Source organism: Nitratireductor sp. XY-223, assembly GCF_004959855.1.
In the GTDB taxonomy this organism is placed as follows: domain Bacteria; phylum Pseudomonadota; class Alphaproteobacteria; order Rhizobiales; family Rhizobiaceae; genus Hoeflea_A.
Genome location: NZ_SPNT01000015.1, coordinates 36,958 through 54,531 on the forward strand (window position 1 = coordinate 36,958; position 17,574 = coordinate 54,531).

Sequence of the window (17,574 nt, forward strand, 5' to 3'; positions counted from 1 at the left end):
CTGTTCATCCCTGTCTCCTAACTCCGGCTTTCTGGTGCAGTGATATCGCGGACGCCGTCGCCCACGAGATTGATTGCGAAGATAAGGGCGAACAGCGCACATCCTGGAATCGCTATCAGCCAGGGATCGAAGAGAAGCATATCCTTGCCTTCCGCGACCATGAGCCCCCAGGAAGGCAAGGGCGGCTGAACCCCAAGTCCGAGAAAGGAGAGTGCGGCTTCGAGCGTGATCGCATGCGCCATTTCCAGTGTTGCAACCACGATGAGATTGTTGAGCACGTTCGGAAGAACCTCGCTCGCTATGATGCGCGGCGTCGAGCACCCCAGGGCCCTTGCCGACGTGATGTAGTCAAGGTCTCTGATTTGCTGCGTCGAGGAGCGGATGACAACCGCGAATCTGTCCCATAGAAGCAGCCCGAGCACGATCATGACGATTGTCAGCGAACCACCGAAAATTGCCACGATCGCCAGCGCGACAAGCACGACGGGCATCGATAGCCGTACAGTGATCAGGAACATGATAGCCGCGTCAACGCGGCCGCCGAAGTAACCGGCGACAAGGCCGAGAATAGTCCCCAGTGTTCCGGATATGGCAACCGTTACACATCCGATAAGCAAGGAAATGCGCGCGCCGTGAAGCAATCTTGAAATGTAATCGCGTCCCAGATGATCGGTGCCGAGAGGATGCTTCCAGGATCCGCCATCCTGCCAGACAGGCGGGATCAGCCGCGAGCCCAGGTCCTGGATATATGGATCATACGGCGACAACACTCCCGCGCCGATGGCTGCGGCAAACACCACAAGGACGATGGCCGTGCCAGCAATGAAACCGCCATGGTGAACCGCCCGCTCGAATAGCTGCCTCCCCGGCCCCTTCGTTAAAGACTGCGGTTCTGTACGGTTTGAGACGCCAATCATGTCAATGTACCCTCATGCGCGGATCGAGCCAGGCGTTCAGAAGATCCGCCAGCAACGTCAGAAGAACGAAAATCAGCGAAAATAGTAGAATGAGGGCCTGGACGACCGGAAAGTCGTTCCTGCTGATCGACTCATAGGCCAGGTATCCTGCTCCGTTCAGCGCAAACACACTTTCAACCACGACGGATCCGCCCAGCATGAATCCGAGTTGGACCGCCGCCAGCCCAACCACCGGTATGACCGCATTGCGCAATGCGTGCTTGAACAGTATGGCAATTGGAAGCAGACCTTTGGCGCGGGCAGTCCTGATGTAGTCGGACTGGAGGACTTCAAGCATGCCGGCGCGGGTCAAGCGCATGATTGCCGGCGTTGCATAGTAGCCGAGAACCACCGTCGGCAGCACGAAGTTGAGCCAGCTGCTGCTGCCCGATGCCGGAAGCCATCGCAGATCGACCGAGAAGACGACTATGAGCATCAAGCCGAACCAGAAACTGGGCATGGCCTGGCCGATAACGGCAATGAGCAGTGCCAGGCGATCAAATATACTGTTGGGCTTGATTGCCGCCAGGACACCCAACGGTATCGACAGAACGATTGCGAACACAATCGACGACAGGCCGAGCTTGAGTGTAATCGGCATTTTTTCCGCGATCAGCTCCACCACGGGAATCTTGAAGAAAAAGCTGTGCCCGAAGTCGCCCTGTAGAGCATTGGACAGCCAACCCAGGTACTGAACGGGGAGCGGCCTGTCGAAACCGTACTGCTTTCTGACGGCCAAAACATCCGCTTCAGTGGCGCCCTCCCCGGCCAATGCGATCGCCGGATCTCCAGCCAGGTACAAAAGCAGGAACGCCACCGCTGAAACAGTAAATGCAACTAACGCAGCCAGGCAAAGCCGCCGGACAATGAAATGGAACATCTTTTCCTCCCGGACCGCCCGTCAATACCGCGTATTGACGGGCGAACACGTTTCTTGAGATCCTGCTGCGCTATTTCCAGGAAGCGGAGAAAAAGCGGGGTATCTCGTCTGCCGTGGGAGTGAAGGCGAGTTTGTCCGTGTAGACGTAGTACGCATTGTAGGAAAACAGGGGCAGCCAGTAGACCTGCTCTGCAATTCGCTTAAGCGCGAGCGAGTAGTTCTCCCGACGTCTTTCCGGATCCGTCACGGTATCGCCTATCTCAAGCCATTCGATCACTTTCGGATCCCGGGCATAATCATTGACGCCTCCATCGAAGAAGTTCCCGGTGATCGCCGACACGTCGTTGATGGAATAGGAGGCATAGGTCATGAACAAAAACGGCACCTCACCGTTTTCGAGCTTTTTGCGCAGGGCCGGATAGCTGAGGTAATCCAGCGACGCATTGATACCGACATTGGCAAGGTCGGCCATCATGGCTTCGACATAGCCCCTCTCCCGGTAAGCCGCGAACGATGTCTCGAAACCATCCGGGTATCCGGCCTCGGCTAGCAGGTTTCGCGCTTTGTCCGGATCATAGTCATAGGACACCACGTCCTGCTCGCAGCCGAACTGGCTCGGAAAACAGGCAGAGTTCACAACAACGGATTTGCCCTTGAGCAGCGCTGAAACCATTCCCTCCCGATTGATGGCATGGGCGACTGCCTTGCGCACGCGAATGTCGTCGAAGGGTGTTGGACCATACCTGTCGGATGCATCGAACCCAAGATAGCCAATACGCATCGTCATCTCGTTCGAGACGGTCAGGTCCTTCATGCCCTTGAAGCGCTCGGCCTGGTCGGCGGGCACATGCCAAATCCAGTCGACGCCTCCGGACAGGAGCTCCGCATATTGCGTGTTTTTCTCAGGGATCATTCGCCAGACGATAGTCTCGATGCTGGGCTTTCCCTTCGGGCTGCCGGGATGGTAGTCCGCATTGCGGGACAGAACCAACTGAACACCAGTATCGTATCCGGTCAGCCTATACGGTCCCGTACCCACCGGTGACCTTCCCATACCTTCAAAACCGACCGTTCGGGTATATTCGTCCGGAAAAACAGCAAGGGGCCCGGCCAGAAACTCCAGTGCAGCCGGGAACGGTTCCTTCAACAGCAAGCGCACCTTGTATTCGCTCACTTTCTGCGCACCCTTGATCCACGACACGTTACGCTGCGGGATAACGCCGTTCGCGGGATCCGCAATGTAGTTGAACGTAAAGACGACATCGTCGGCGTCGAACGGTTCACCGTTGTGGAACTTCACACCCTCACGCAGCGTGAATTCGAGAGTAATGTCGTCGATCCATTCCCAGTCGGTCGCCAGATTTCCCTCATATTCACCGTTTTGCGGGTTCCTGTAGAGGAGCCCATCCCAGATATGGCGGGAGAGGACAATGCCCTCACGGGTATTGGTTCCGTAGGCGTTCAACGTTTCCAGTTCCTTGGGGAAGGCAACAGTCAAAACCTGACCTTGTGTGTCTTCGGCGGCCATAGCTCCGGTTACTGCGCCCGTTACGGTCGCCGCTGTCGCGACCGCGGAGCAAATCAAAAATCCATAGGCGGTCATATTCATCATTTCTCCTCCACATACTTCCGCAATACGATATTTAATTCTGCTTGCTGATTTAAGATCAGCGACATCTTCAGCAGAGTCAATAAAAATCTTATCGCGTATTGAAATATCGCATTGCGTAAGTATTGTAATGCATCGGTTATGGAGGAGAGCACGTGGAGACAGACCCATCGCGCACCAGGATCAATGTCCTGGAAAAAGCGTTTTCGGTCCTTGAGGCATTCAGCGCCTCAACACCAGAACTCAATCTGGACGGCTTGTCGGAGCTGACTGGCATCGGGAAAAGTTCGCTCCAGCGATTGACCCATACGCTGTGCGAACTGGATTATCTGCGGCGAACCGACAAAAGAGGCTATTACGCGCTGACCCATCGGCCACTGGTGCTTTCCTTTGCCTATTTGAGGTTCGATGAGCTTGCCCGCGCCGCGAGCCCGTTGCTGGGGCGCCTTGCGGACCAGACAGAATTGCGCGCGGATCTGACACTTCTGGACGGAACGGACATTGTTTATGCGGTCCGCATTCCGTCTCGCGTGGAGACGTTTTCCATCTCTCCCGCGGGACGTCGCTGGCCGGCCCTTGCCAGCGCGTCCGGGCGAGCGATCCTCAGTGGATTGCCGGAAGAGACAGTGGATGCGGTTTTCGCACAAACCGAATTGCCTGCCGCCACGACCAGATCCATCCTCGACAAGGAAACAATCAGGCGAGCGATCGGCCAAGCGAAAGTCGACGGATATGCCTACCAGATCGGCGAAGTCCTCGAGGGCGCTGCCGCGGTTGCTTGCGCGATCAACAATGCGAACGGCCTGCCCTTCGCGGCCATAAGCCTTGGAACCACCGTTTCCGAACTGGAGAACATCGAACGGCGACGGGAGCTTGCGGCCACCGTGATAAACGCCGCCAATTCCCTCAGCAGTCTTTCCTTTGTCAATTGACCGGGTTCTAAAATCATGACCGCCAAATCCGAAAACCAGACCAATCCGCTTTTCATCGAATCTCTCGCCCGGTCGTTCCAGGTGCTCGAATTGTTCAGCGGAGACCGGTCGGCTATTTCGATGAGCGAGATCCGGAACATGACCGGACTGACGTTTCAGACGATACACCGCATCACAAACACACTGATACATCTTGGGTACCTGCAACGCCAAAGTCAGGGAAAAACATTTAGGCTTACCGTCAAAACACTCGACCTGCAGCACCGGTTCCTGAGTTCAAACCGGCTGACCAAGCTGGCCTGGCCGGTTCTGGTGGAGTTGCGGGAGCGCACGCACCAGCGCGTCTCCTTCTGCGGCCTGGACAGTCCGGATATCATCTACCTGCTCAGGCTCAAAGGCGCTGAATCGGATTTCCAGACTTCCCTTGTCGGCGGACGTCAACCTGCTTTTCTGTCTGCCGGCGGCCTGGCGATCCTGGCCTTCATGTCGCAGGACAGGCAGCTGGAGATGCTGGAAAGGCATATAGGCGAACACCGGCAAGCCAACACTTCAGCGGACCGCGATGCGCTGGCCTCTGACCTCGCGCAAACAAAAAAGCTCGGATATTGCGTATCGCAAACACATGCTTTGGCCGGAGAAATTGATGTTGCGGTCCCGGTGTCGTCACCGGACGGTACTGTCTCCAACTCTATCGTCGTTTCAGCGCTCCTTCAGACCCATCCGGAGGAAGTTATCCATCGCGATATCATCCCGGCCATGCAGATCGCAGCACGTGGCTGCACTTTGTAAACCAGCCCTTCGATATACGCTCCGACGCGCGGCCGCCTGCGTAACAATTCGTGACCGGTTGGACGGAAATGGACCGCCATCGACACATGTGTATTCATTTTTCAATCCATTGATTTAATTGGATATTTCAATATCCCCGTTCACTTGTTACCGGGCTGATTTCCCTGTCTCCTGAGGCCGTTCCTTCAACTCAACAGGACGGCTCTTTTCGATGAAACCCACAACACTCCTGATAGGCCAGGCAACGGTTGTGACCGGCACGATCACCGGCACGCTGTGGGCATCGACGCAACTGGCTGCTGCGCAGTTGGGTTATCAGCCGGGGCTTGGAGAACCCTGGTTTTCGATTGCCGGCTGGCCGGTCTATCACCCGTGGCGTCTCTTTGAGTGGTGGTACGTGTACGAGGCCTATGCGCCGGACGTGTTCCACCGGGCCGGATCGCTTGCCGCCGGCGGCGGCGTGCTTGGAACGGCGACGGCGGTCGCCGGCTCCCTGTGGCGGGCACGGCAGACGAAAAACGTCACCACCTACGGTTCAGCTAAATGGGCAGCGGATCGCGACGTGAAGCGGTCCGGTCTCCACCATGGCCACGGCGTTTTCCTCGGCAAGGTCGGAAATAGCTATCTACGCCACGATGGCCCCGAGCATGTGCTGGCCTTTGCACCGACGCGCTCCGGCAAGGGCGTCGGGCTTGTCGTGCCGACGCTTTTATCCTGGACCGGCTCCGCCGTCATTCATGACATCAAGGGTGAGAACTGGAACCTGACCGCTGGTTGGCGGTCGAACTTCTCCCATTGCCTGTTGTTCAATCCGACCGATCCACGTTCGGCCAAATACAATCCGCTGCTCGAGGTCCGCAAGGGCGCCAACGAGATGCGCGATGTGCAGAACATCGCCGATATCCTGGTGGATCCGGAAGGCGCGCTGGAAAAACGCAATCACTGGGAAAAGACCGGCCATTCTCTGCTGACCGGCGCGATCCTGCATGTGCTCTACGCTGAGCAAGAAAAAACGCTCTCACGTGTTGCAACCTTCCTTGCCAATCCGAAACGGACGATCGAGGCGACGCTGCGCATCATGCTGACGACGAACCATCTGGGATCGAAGACCGAACCGAGGGTCCATCCGGAGATCGCCTCGATCGCCCGGGAGATGCTCAACAAATCGGAAAACGAGCTTTCGGGCGTTGTCTCGACGGCGATGTCTTTCCTGGAGATTTATCGGGACCCGATCATTGCGCGAAACACGTCGCGCTGCGACTGGCGGATCGCCGACCTCAAGGAAGCGGACAGGCCTGTTTCGCTTTATCTCGTCGTGCCACCCTCGGACATCTCCCGAACCAAACCGCTGATCCGGCTGATCCTCAACCAGATTGGCCGGCGCCTGACGGAACGGCTGCCCGAAACCGGCAAGGCCAGTTGGCACCAGTTGCTGCTAATGCTCGATGAGTTCCCCGCCCTCGGCCGCCTCGATTTTTTCGAGACGGCGATGGCCTTCATGGCGGGTTACGGAATCCGCGCCTATCTGATCGCCCAGTCCCTGAACCAGATCGAAAAAGCCTACGGCCCGAACAACTCGATCCTGGACAACGCCCATGTCCGCGTCGCCTTCGCGACAAACGATGACCGCACGGCCAAGCGCATTTCCGATACGCTCGGCACGGCAACGGAGCTTCGCGCGCAGAAGAACTATGCCGGCCATCGGCTGGCGCCTTGGCTTGCCCATGTGATGGTCTCACGCCAGGAGACGGCACGCCCGCTGCTCACACCCGGCGAGGTCATGCAGTTGCCGCAGGACGAGGCGCTGGTGCTTGTCGCCGGCCATGCACCGATCCGGGCAACGAAGCTGAGATATTTCGAGGACGGCAATTTCACCGACCGTTGCCTGCCGACGCCAACCCTTGAAAAGGGTGGCCGATACTGTGACGCACCGCGACCGCGCGGCGATGACTGGGGTACCCGGAACCGGCGCATGAGCCGGAAGCTGCAACGGAATCTTACCGGCAGAGGAACATCCGGCGATGACGACGGCGGACTGAAGCAGCAGCCATCGCTGTTCGATGACCACGGAAACAAAACCGCGCCTGCCCCATCGAACGATCTCGCCGTTCTGGACGACGACTTCGACGGAAGCGCCGACCTAAAAGGCTTGTCGGACCGCTCGGTCAACGGATCCCCTGCCCCCGCCAGCTCCGTCCATCGCGCCCACGCGATCAACAATGCCGACAACCGGCCTGACCTTTTGCCGGAGTTCTGAGCCATGAAACCGCGCATCAATATCTATCTCGACGATCACACGGCGGCGCAGCTTGCCATGGCCGCAAGCCGGCCGGGCGGAAACAAGTCCCGCATCGTCAACGAGGCGATCGACCGGTTCCTCAACCCGGAAAAGTACGACAGCAACCGCGCTCTTGTCCGCCGTCTCGACCGCATGTCGGCAGCAATGGACCGTATCGACCGCAACCAGTCGATCGGGATCGAAACCCTTGCCCTCTTCATCCGTTATTTCCTGACGATCACGCCGCCGCTCTCCGAGGAGGACCAGGCCACGGCCCATGCGCTCGGCCGGGAGCGCTTCGAGGTCATTGCCGCGCAGGTCGGCCGGCGCCTTGCCTCGGAACAGAACCTCTTGAGTGAAGTGCTTCAGACGATAGCCGAAACACGGCCCGATCTTTTTGCCGTCGATCCCGACCGTCCGCCGGAGCCGAAAACCGAAACGCCGCCGGTTGAACCCGATGATGACGATGATCTGCCGCCGCTACGCCCGGTGGTGCTCGAAGACGACGATGCGGACTTTAACGGCCCCTTCAGTGACGAGGAATTCGAGGACGATCCCGATGTTTAACGATATCGACACCCAGGAAGCGCTCATTGCCGAGGCGCGGCTTCGCCGACGCCAGATGTTGCTGACGGCTTTCGGACCAGTGATTGACGCAGCGCTCAACGATGACAGCGTTATCGAGGTCATGGTCAATCCGGACGGCAGACTGTGGGTCGAGCGGACCGGCGAAGGTCGGGTCGATATGGCAACCGATATGCGCCCAGCCGAGACGGAACGCATCATCCGTCTTGTCGCTGCCCATATGCGCGGAGAAGTGCATGAAGAATCGCCGATCGTCTCGGCAGAACTTCCAGAAACCGGCGAGCGGTTCGAGGGAATCCTGCCGCCCATTTCATCGGCTCCCTGTTTTGCCATCCGCAAGCCGGCAAAGAGCATCTTTGAATTGTCCGATTATGTCGACACGCACATCATGACGCCGCATCAGGCCAAGGCCCTCTCTGAGGCGGTGGTTGACCGGCAGAATATCGTCGTGGTGGGCGGAACGTCGAGCGGCAAGACGACGCTTGCCAATGCGCTTTTGTCGGAAGTCGCCAATAGCGGTGACCGTGTGGTGATCCTGGAAGATACGCGCGAACTGCAGTGTGCCGCCGATGATGTCGTGGCTTTGCGGACCAAATCAGAGGTCGCATCGATGACGGATCTTGTCCGATCGACCATGCGACTACGACCGGACCGCATCGTGGTCGGCGAGGTCCGGGGCCCTGAAGCGCTCGACATGCTGAAGGCCTGGAATACAGGGCACCCCGGGGGCCTTACGACACTGCACGCCAATTCCGACAGGGCAGCGCTCTATCGTCTTGAGCAACTGATCCAGGAGGCGGTGCATACGGTCCCGCGCCATCTCATTGCCGAGGCCGTTCAGGTTCTCGTCTTCATCGAGGGGCGCGGGGCCGCCCGCAAGGTGCGCACCGTCTCTAAGGTCGAAGGGCTCGACACGTCCGGCGACTACCGGCTCGAGCCGCTCGTGCCCGTTCACCTCACCTCCATCTGAAGGGACATCACCGATGCCAGAAGCCGCACCCGACCTCCGAAAACGTACCTCCAATGGCCTTAGAACCGCGCTCACCGCTGCGTCCGAATTCGTGACCTTCACAGTTCTCTTTGCAGGACCGGTGCATGCAGCCGGTTCCGGCATGCCCTGGGAAGCGCCGCTCGAACAGATCCTTGAATCGATCGAGGGGCCGGTCGCCAAGATCATTGCAGTGATCGTCATCATCATCACCGGTCTCAGTCTTGCGTTTGGTGACATGTCGGGTGGTTTTCGGCGGCTCATCCAGATCGTCTTCGGGCTGTCGATCGCCTTTGCTGCGACCAGCTTCTTCCTGTCCTTCTTTTCCTTTGCCGGCGGCGCGGTCATCGGATGACAAAGGAGAACCGCGCCATGCCCATTCAAACCCGCATTCCCGGCTTCGAAGTGCCGCTGCACAGATCGCTCACCGAGCCGATCCTGCTGGCAGGTGCGCCGCGCACAATCACGATCATCAACGGAACGATCGCCGCCTCGGTCGGCCTTGGTCTCAGACTCTGGCTTGCCGGGCTTGCTCTGTGGTTCGTCGCGCACATGGCGGCTATCTGGGCAACCCGCAAGGATCCCGCCTTCATGGATGTGCTCGCAAGGCACATGCGCCACCGATCTCATTTAGGCATGTGAGGCTGATCGATGCTGAACCTGACGGAATACCGCAAGAAACCGGATCGCCTCGCCGACTACCTGCCCTGGGCTTGCCTGGTTGCGCCCGGTATCGTTCTCAATAAGGACGGATCCTTCCAGCGCACGATACGTTACCGGGGACCGGACCTTGAAAGCGCTACGGAATCGGAACTCATCAGCATCACGGCCCGCATCAACAATGTGCTGCGCCGCTTCGGCTCCGGCTGGGCTCTGTTTTTTGAGGCAACACGCATTGAAGCGACCGCCTATCCGGAAAGCAACTTTCCAGATGCCGCCTCATGGCTGGTCGACCAGGAGCGAAAGGAGACGCTTCAGGCAGAAGGCTCACATTTCGAGAGCCGCTTCTACCTGACATTCCTGTTCCTACCGCCACCAGACGCAACAGGCAGAAGCGAGAACCTGCTGTTCGAAAAGACAGACGACAAACGTTCAGGCCCCAACTACCAGGATCATCTCGACGCCTTCATCGTCGAAACCGACCGCGCGATCGATCTGCTGACGACCTTGCTGCCTAAAGCCCACACACTCGATGACGACCAAACCCTGACTTACCTGCATGATACGATCTCGACCGATCAGCATCAGGTGCGCACGCCGGAAACCCCTGCCTATCTCGATGCCATCCTGCCCGATGCGCCGCTGACAGGCGGGCTCGATCCTGTGCTTGGCGAAGAGCACCTGCGTTGTTTGACGATTACAGGCTTTCCGGGCAGCACGGTGCCGGGCCTTCTCGACGAACTCAACGATCTCGGCTTTGCCTATCGCTGGGTCACGCGCTTCATTGCACTCGACAAGCAGGAAGCGATGAAGCTGCTCACACGCCTGCGCCGTCAATGGTTTTCCAAACGCAAATCGGTCGCTGCAATCCTGCGCGAGGTCATGTTCAACCAGGAAAGCGTTTTGCTCGATAGCGACGCGGGCAACAAGACCGCGGATGCGGACGAGGCGCTGCAGGAGCTTGGCGCGGATGATGTCAGTTTCGGCTATGTGACCGCCACCATCGTGGTTCAGCACGCCGATCCCATTGTTGCCGATGCGATGCTGCGCAATGTTGAGCGGGTCATCAACGGCAAGGGCTTTGTCTCGATCTGGGAGCGGCTCAATGCCGTCGAAGCCTGGCTCGGCGCCCTGCCTGGCAATCCTTACGCAAATGTCCGCCAACCAGTTCTCCATACGCTGAACCTTGCGCACATGATGCCTGTTTCGGCGGTTTGGGCAGGTCCCCTCAAAAACCGGCACCTCGATGCCCCTGCTCTGCTTACCGCCAGGACACGCGGTTCGACGCCGTTCCGGCTTGATCTTCATGTCGGCGATGTCGGCCACAGCCTTATCGTTGGCCCGACAGGCGCCGGCAAATCCGTTCTGCTTTCGCTTCTTGCGCTTCAGTTCCGCCGCTACTCCGGATCGCAGGTCTTCGTCTTCGACAAAGGAAAGTCGGCACGCGCCGCGGTGCTTGCCATGGGCGGCTCATGCTTTGACCTGGCGCTTGACGGCGGCCTTTCATTCCAGCCGCTGGCGGAGATCCACAAGGGTGCGGAGCAGTCTTTTGCCCTTTCCTGGATCTGCGGCCTGCTCGCCAATGAAGGCGTAGAGATCGCACCGGAAACAAAAGACGCCGTTTGGCAGGCTCTCCTGGCACTCGCCTCAGCGCCGGCCGAAGAGCGCACGCTCACAGGATTTGCAACGCTGTTGCAGTCGAACCGACTGCGTCAGGCGTTGGTTCCCTACACACTCGAGGGCGCGTTTGGGCGCTTGCTCGATGCGGCGAAAGACGACCTCACAATATCCGACGTACAGCACTTCGAGATGGAGGAGCTATTGCATCACAAGCAGTTGGTGCTGCCGGTTCTGACGTACCTCTTCCATCGGCTTGAAGCCCGTTTCGATGGTCGCCCCGCCCTGCTTGTACTCGATGAAGCCTGGGTGTTCCTCGACGATCCGCTTTTTGCCGCACGCATCCGGGAATGGCTGAAGACCCTGCGCAAGAAGAATGTCAGCGTTGTTTTCGCCACCCAATCATTGGCCGATATCGAGAATTCCTCGATCGCACCGGCGCTGATCGAAAGCTGCCCGAGCCGCGTTTTTCTTCCTAATGACCGGGCGCTGGAACCACAGACACAATCGGTCTATCAGCGCTTTGGCCTCAACTCCCGGCAGATCGAGCTGATCGCCCGGGCCGTGCCCAAGCGCGACTATTACTACCAGTCCCAAAGAGGCAACCGGCTGTTCGAACTCGGACTCGGTCCGATTGGCCTTGCCTTCTGCGCCACCTCATCCGCGGCCGACCAGAAACAGATCGATGCGATCCACCACGAGCATGGAAACCGCCAGTCATTCGCTGACGCCTGGCTACGCGCAAAGGGCCTCGACTGGGCAGCCGACCTGCTCACCGGGTTTGCCCATGAACACGAAACCCTGACCGACCCGCAGGATCAGGCGCAGACCACCGCAGACATGATCGACAGCCCGCAGCAGCCAATCACCCCCAACGACAGTTCGAAAGGAGTCCCACAATGAGGACCAGCAAATCCGCCTTGAAACATGCATCAGCCGTCGCCGCCATTTGCACCGGGCTCATCCTGGCAAATCCGGTACGGCCGCCCGCGGCCTGGACCGTGTTCGATCCCTGGAACTACCACCAGAACATCATGACAGCCTCGCAGACGCTGACAGAAATCAACCAGCAAATCGAGCAGTTGCGCAATGAGGCGCAGATGCTCCTCAACATGGATTTGGATCTGACGCAGCTGACTGAGACGATCGCACCGGACCTCGCCGCCACCCTTTCCGAAATCAACACCTTGATGGATCAGGCGAACGCAATCGCCATGACGGTTCAGGAAACAGATGCGGCAATTCAGGAACTCTTTCCGGACACCTTCGAGGCATCGCTCTCCACCGATGATATGCTGCAGAACGCCAGGGAACGATGGGAAGAAGCGCTTGCCGCATATAAACGCTCCGCCAACCTGCAGGCTCAGATCAGTCAGAATGCGGAAGCCGATGGTGACCTGCTCAACACTCTGCTTTCCCGCTCGCGCGCGTCAGTCGGAAACCTGCAAGCGACACAGGCCGGCAACGAACTGACGGGGCTTGCAGTCAAACAATCGCTGCAACTGCAGCAGCTGATTGCAGCCGACGCTCGCGCCGCAACGGTCGACCGGGCAAGCACGCTGGCGGCCGAGGAAGAGGCCCGGACCCGGTTCAGGAGTTTCCTGGGGGAGAGCGACGCGTATTCGCCGGACTGATCTGCCCCATCGCTGAGCCGCCTGACTGAAGCAGGCGGTCAGCTTTCGAAACAACTCCGACACATGCGCACGGAAGCCACCTCTTCCGTGAACGGGAAAGGCTTGCCTGGAGAGCCCCATGGACGATCTCAACGTCATCGACCGGTTCACTGAGACATTCGTCACCTACATCGAATCCGGCTTCGGGCTGCTTTCCGGCGACGTTGCCTTCCTGGTCTCGATACTGGTTGCGATCGATATCGTGCTTGCCGGCCTTTTCTGGGCGTTGATGGGCGATGACAATATTGCCGCGCAGCTCATCCGGAAGGTGCTCTATGTCGGCTTCTTTGCGCTGCTCATAAACAACTTCCAGTCGCTTGCCGGCATTGTCTTCGACTCCTTTGCCGGCCTTGGCCTGAAAGCCGGCAATGCTCCCTTTGGTGCCGATCAGCTCATGCGGCCGGGATTTGTTGCTGCCACCGGTTTTACCGCTGCCTGGCCGATGCTGGAAGCAGCGGGTGAACTCATCGGTTTTACCACCTTCTTCAACAATGTGGTGACGATTGTCGTGCTGCTGATTGCCTGGCTGATCGTGCTCCTCGCCTTCTTCGTCCTTTCTGTCCAGCTCTTCATCACCATCATCGAGTTCAAGCTGACAACCCTTGCCGGCTTCGTTCTCATACCCTTTGCCCTCTTCGGCAAGACAGCGTTCCTGGCAGAGCGCATCCTCGGCAACGTCATCACCTCCGGCATCAAGCTGATGGTGCTTGCCATCGTGCTCGGGATCGGATCGTCCATCTTCAGCGAGATCGCGACACCGCCCTCGGGCGACGTGGATTTGGCACACGCCGCATCCGTCATCCTTGCCGCCATCGCCGTCTTCGGGCTTGCCCTCTTTGTCCCAGGCATTGCGGCTGGCCTCGTTTCCGGCGCACCGCAATTGGGTGCAGGCGCTGCGGCCGGGACAGCCGCGGGACTGGTCGGTACCGGCGTTGTCGGAGGCATGGCGGCATCCGGCGCGCTTCGTGGCGCAGGACATTTTTCGGGTGGTGGCGTCAAGGCAGCCGCCAACATGGCCGGACGCACCAGCGCAGGCCTTCAAAGCAGCGGTGCGGCTGGCGCAATGAAGGCCACGGTCGGCGCGCCGCTGAAAAACACGGCCTCAGCTGCGGCAGCACCGGTTACGGATTCTTACCGGCAGGGACAGGCATCCGGCTTTCGGGCGAACCAATCCTCTTCAGCGTCACCCTCAGGCGGCCGTGGCGCAGGCGTCGTAGGACCGCCCTCTGGCAGCACCGGAGCACCAGGCTGGGCCAGGAAGATGCACCGGCGTCAGCGCTTGCGCGAAGCCAGTCAGTCGGCAGCGCATTCCCTGCGCGAGGGCGACCGCGGCGCCCATGGCGACGGCCCCAAACTCGATCCGGACAAGTGAGGTTTCCATGATCTTCAAACGATCCCGCACGGCCTATGGCGATACGCCCATCCCGGAAACGCCCTATCAGAAGGCCGCTCAGGTCTGGGACACAAGAATGGGCGACGCGCTGGTGCGTGCACGAAACTGGCGGCTCATGGCCTTCGGATGCCTGTCGCTGGCGCTCAGCCTTTCAGGCGGCATGATCTGGCTCGCCGCACAAACGCGGATCGTCCCCTATGTGATCGAACTCGAAACCGATGGTTCGGCAAGGGCAACAAAAGCAGCAGCAGCAGACTACGATCCAACCGACGCGCAGATCGCCTTCCATCTGGCGGCCTTCATTGAAAACATCCGTTCCCTGCCCGCCGATCCCATCGTGGTGCGTAAGAACTGGCTGAGAGCTTACGATTACACCACTGCCCGCGCAGCCAATACGCTGAACGAACACGCACGCGATGCTGATCCCTTCGCGCGCGTCGGCGAGCGCACTGTATCAGTGGAAGTCACCAGTGTCGTTCGCGCCTCAGCCAGCAGTTTCCAGATGCGCTGGCTGGAACGCATTTACGTCAATGGATCGCTCAGCCGAACCGACCGGTGGACCGGTGTTTTTGCGGTTGTGATCGAACAGCCGCGCGATATCGAGACCCTGCGCAAGAATCCGCTCGGCATCTATGTGCACGACATCAACTGGTCGCGCGATCTGAAGACAGGATCGCCTTCCAATCCCTCCGACCGATCCCATCAACCCTCCCCCGGAGATAATCCATGAGATCTACCGCCCTGAGATCGGGTGCGCGATTGCTCGCGCTTGCCCTGCCGCTTCACCTTGCCGCCTGCGCTGCGAAGCCGGACATTCCGGAAATACGATACGACAATCTCGCCTTCGACACGGCCGTGCGCCAGCAGGAACCCGGTAAGCCGGTCAGACTGGTGGAATTGCCGAAACCGCTTCCCCTGCCCGGCCAGTTGAAGCCGCCTCCCGGGGGCGGCAGGGCAAAGGAGAAAAAGGGCGATCTGCCGCCGGAACAACTGGTGACCGAGGCCAACAAGATCGCCAAGTTCGAGCCGACGCAGGACGGTTATGTCAACGCCATACAGAATTACCCCTTTGTGGAAGGCGCGCTCTATCAGCTCTATGCGGCGGTCAACCAGGTCTCGGACATCGCCCTCGAACCCGGCGAGGAGCTGATCTCGGTTTCGAGCGGCGATACGGTGCGCTGGGTGGTGGGCGATACCCGTTCTGGTGCAAGGACAACCAAGGGCGGCCGGCAAGAACAGGTTCATGTCCTCGTCAAGCCGATCGCGCCGGATCTCCAGACCAATCTGGTGATTGCCACAGATCGGCGCACCTATCACCTGGAAATGCACTCGACGGACGCGACCTATATGGCGTCGGTCTCATGGACTTATCCCTATTCCGATCTCCTTGCCCTGAAACAAATGAACACCAAGGCGACTGCAACGACGCGCAACACCATCAGCTCCGGTTTGAACCTGGACCGGATCAGGTTCCGCTACCGCATCGAAGGCAAAGCGCCTTGGAAGCCTGTCCGCGCCTTCGATGACGGCCAAAAGGTCTATATCCAGTTCCCCTCCGGCCCGCGTCAGGGCGAGGCGCCGCCCCTCTTCGTGATTGCCGCCGACGGACAACTGGCACTGGTCAATTACCGGGTGCGGGACAATTACTACATCGTCGACCGGCTCTTTGCGGTTGCCGAGCTGCGCCTTGGAAAGAAGCCGCAAAGAATTGTGCGCATCGTTCGAACCGATACCAAACGCCGGGCAGCGCCGGACAAACGCGAGCTCTTCCATGACCGATAGGAAAGAGCCTCCCGAGAACTTCGAACTGCGCGCCAGGCCAAGACCAGTGACACGCATCAATCGGAACGTCCTGTTTGGCGGAGCGGCAGTCACCCTCGCCTTGATCGGTGGTGCTTTCCTGATTGCACTCGATCCGCCGAACTGGCGAACCGACAAAAGCCGAAAGGAGCTTTACCAGACCCGACATAAGGCACCGCCGGACGGACTTGAAAAACTGCCCGAAACCTATGACCGCATTCCGAAGCTCGGCCCGCCCAATGCCGGCGACATTGGCAAAACCATCACTCGAGTCGAGCGTGATCTCGGCATCAATCCACTTCCCGGTCGACCGCTACCGCCCTACCGGCCGGATCCGGAGGAGGAGTTCAGGCGCGCCGAGCGCATCAGGATGGCACGTCTTGCAGCGCAATCCGCTGGATCCGATCTGTTCTTTTCGCAGAGGAAGCAAACCTCTGACCTCGGAAACAACAGAAAGGCAGAGCCTGCATCGACCGCCAGGCCAAGTGTAAGCCCACATTCAGCGCTATCGACACTGCCCCAGGGCAACCGACCCACAGATCAGAACCAGCAAAAGGCAAAAAATGCGTTCCTTGAGGATGTGCCTGACGAAGACATCTACAACGCACACGCCATGCAGCAACCTTCCACACCCTATCAACTCATGGCGGGCACGATCATCGCGGCAAGCTTTGTCACAGGGCTGAACTCCGATCTTCCCGGCACGGTCATCGCCCAGGTCACGGAACACGTCTATGACACTGTCAGCGGCCAGCACCTACTCATCCCTCAGGGCTCACGTCTCATCGGCAAGTACGATAGCCAGGTCTCTATTGGACAGAACCGGGCGCTTGTCGTCTGGCAGCGCATCATCCGACCGGATGGCTCATCGATCGTAATCGACAATCTGCCAGGAACCGATGAAGCCGGATATGCGGGTGTCACCGACCGGGTGAATCATCACACTGGCGCCCTTATCAAAGGCATCGCACTCTCCAGTGTTCTCGGAGTCGGCACCGAACTCACTTTCGGCGACAACGAAACCGATCTCGTCGAGGCGATCCGGGAAAGCACACAACAATCCGCAAATCGTGCTGGCCAGTCCCTCGTTCAACGCAGCATCGATATCCAGCCGACCATCACCGTGCGGCCCGGCTGGCCGCTTCGCATCATCGTACACAAGGATATCGTCCTGCGACCCATGAAGGAGAGCCATTAGACATGTCTCCACTCAAGCTCAAAAAACTTCCGAACCGGGAAACGGCCAAAATAACGTTCACCGCCAGTGCGGACCTGCAGCAGATGCTTGAAGCATATGCCGCTTATCAAGACATGAGACATGTCTCATGGGACGGTATTCGACCTAAGTTATTGAAATGTTTTCGGGCGGCGCTGCGGCGCCTGTGTGAGACACTTTTTGCGAGTTTGGCCGCCG

The 17,574-nt window shown here is 59.0% G+C and carries 17 protein-coding genes; 14 read left to right on the plus strand and 3 right to left on the minus strand.

Annotated features, from left to right (window positions below; translation table 11 throughout):
* Positions 1 to 17 precede the first annotated feature (17 nt).
* The 3 genes from E4M07_RS26080 to E4M07_RS26090 form a co-directional block, all read right to left on the minus strand.
* A complete protein-coding gene (locus E4M07_RS26080) occupies positions 18 to 917 on the minus strand; it encodes an ABC transporter permease (protein WP_136661356.1) in 900 nt (299 codons plus the stop codon).
* Between the two features lies 1 nt (position 918).
* Complete coding sequence (locus E4M07_RS26085) at positions 919 to 1,836, minus strand: ABC transporter permease (RefSeq protein WP_136661357.1); 918 nt, start codon at positions 1,834 to 1,836, stop codon at positions 919 to 921.
* Positions 1,837 to 1,906: 70 nt separating this feature from the next.
* The gene (locus E4M07_RS26090) at positions 1,907 to 3,448 is read right to left on the minus strand and encodes an ABC transporter substrate-binding protein (RefSeq protein WP_206057403.1); all 1,542 of its coding nucleotides are present in this window, start codon (positions 3,446 to 3,448) and stop codon (positions 1,907 to 1,909) included.
* Positions 3,449 to 3,600: 152 nt separating this feature from the next.
* On the opposite strand from E4M07_RS26090, the gene E4M07_RS26095 reads away from it, so the two are divergent.
* The 14 genes from E4M07_RS26095 to E4M07_RS26160 form a co-directional block, all read left to right on the plus strand.
* A complete protein-coding gene (locus E4M07_RS26095) occupies positions 3,601 to 4,377 on the plus strand; it encodes an IclR family transcriptional regulator (protein ID WP_136661358.1) in 777 nt (258 codons plus the stop codon).
* Positions 4,378 to 4,392: 15 nt separating this feature from the next.
* On the plus strand, positions 4,393 to 5,166 hold the full coding sequence (locus E4M07_RS26100; protein ID WP_136661359.1) for an IclR family transcriptional regulator: 774 nt from the start codon (positions 4,393 to 4,395) through the stop codon (positions 5,164 to 5,166).
* Positions 5,167 to 5,377: 211 nt separating this feature from the next.
* On the plus strand, positions 5,378 to 7,423 hold the full coding sequence (locus E4M07_RS26105) for a conjugal transfer protein TraG (protein ID WP_136661360.1): 2,046 nt from the start codon (positions 5,378 to 5,380) through the stop codon (positions 7,421 to 7,423).
* A 3-nt stretch (positions 7,424 to 7,426) separates the two neighbouring features.
* Complete coding sequence (locus tag E4M07_RS26110) at positions 7,427 to 8,011, plus strand: CopG family transcriptional regulator (protein WP_136661361.1); 585 nt, start codon at positions 7,427 to 7,429, stop codon at positions 8,009 to 8,011.
* Positions 8,004 to 8,999 carry a P-type conjugative transfer ATPase TrbB gene (trbB, locus tag E4M07_RS26115; protein ID WP_246660623.1) on the plus strand — a complete coding sequence of 332 codons (996 nt, stop codon included), beginning with the start codon at positions 8,004 to 8,006 and terminating at the stop codon, positions 8,997 to 8,999. The genes E4M07_RS26110 and trbB overlap by 8 nt, the downstream gene beginning before the upstream one ends.
* Before the next feature lie 13 nt (positions 9,000 to 9,012).
* A complete protein-coding gene (locus E4M07_RS26120) occupies positions 9,013 to 9,372 on the plus strand; it encodes a TrbC/VirB2 family protein (protein WP_136661362.1) in 360 nt (119 codons plus the stop codon).
* 17 nt (positions 9,373 to 9,389) lie between these two features.
* A complete protein-coding gene (locus E4M07_RS26125; RefSeq protein WP_136661363.1) occupies positions 9,390 to 9,659 on the plus strand; it encodes a VirB3 family type IV secretion system protein in 270 nt (89 codons plus the stop codon).
* A gap of 9 nt (positions 9,660 to 9,668) precedes the next feature.
* Positions 9,669 to 12,197, plus strand: a complete 2,529-nt coding sequence (trbE, locus tag E4M07_RS26130) for a conjugal transfer protein TrbE (RefSeq protein WP_136661364.1) — start codon at positions 9,669 to 9,671, stop codon at positions 12,195 to 12,197.
* A complete protein-coding gene (gene trbJ, locus E4M07_RS26135) occupies positions 12,194 to 12,928 on the plus strand; it encodes a P-type conjugative transfer protein TrbJ (RefSeq protein WP_136661365.1) in 735 nt (244 codons plus the stop codon). The genes trbE and trbJ overlap by 4 nt, the downstream gene beginning before the upstream one ends.
* Positions 12,929 to 13,046: 118 nt before the next feature.
* The gene (gene trbL, locus E4M07_RS26140) at positions 13,047 to 14,339 is read left to right on the plus strand and encodes a P-type conjugative transfer protein TrbL (protein ID WP_136661366.1); all 1,293 of its coding nucleotides are present in this window, start codon (positions 13,047 to 13,049) and stop codon (positions 14,337 to 14,339) included.
* 7 nt (positions 14,340 to 14,346) lie between these two features.
* Positions 14,347 to 15,090 (plus strand): conjugal transfer protein TrbF, encoded by a 744-nt coding sequence (trbF, locus tag E4M07_RS26145; RefSeq protein ID WP_136661367.1) that lies wholly within the window; start codon positions 14,347 to 14,349, stop codon positions 15,088 to 15,090.
* On the plus strand, positions 15,087 to 16,142 hold the full coding sequence (gene trbG / locus E4M07_RS26150; RefSeq protein ID WP_136661368.1) for a P-type conjugative transfer protein TrbG: 1,056 nt from the start codon (positions 15,087 to 15,089) through the stop codon (positions 16,140 to 16,142). Before trbF ends, trbG begins: the two co-directional genes overlap by 4 nt.
* On the plus strand, positions 16,132 to 17,358 hold the full coding sequence (locus E4M07_RS26155) for a TrbI/VirB10 family protein (protein WP_136661369.1): 1,227 nt from the start codon (positions 16,132 to 16,134) through the stop codon (positions 17,356 to 17,358). The genes trbG and E4M07_RS26155 overlap by 11 nt, the downstream gene beginning before the upstream one ends.
* Before the next feature lie 2 nt (positions 17,359 to 17,360).
* The coding region (locus tag E4M07_RS26160; protein WP_136661370.1) for a DUF2274 domain-containing protein at positions 17,361 to 17,574 on the plus strand (214 nt) is incomplete at its 3' end.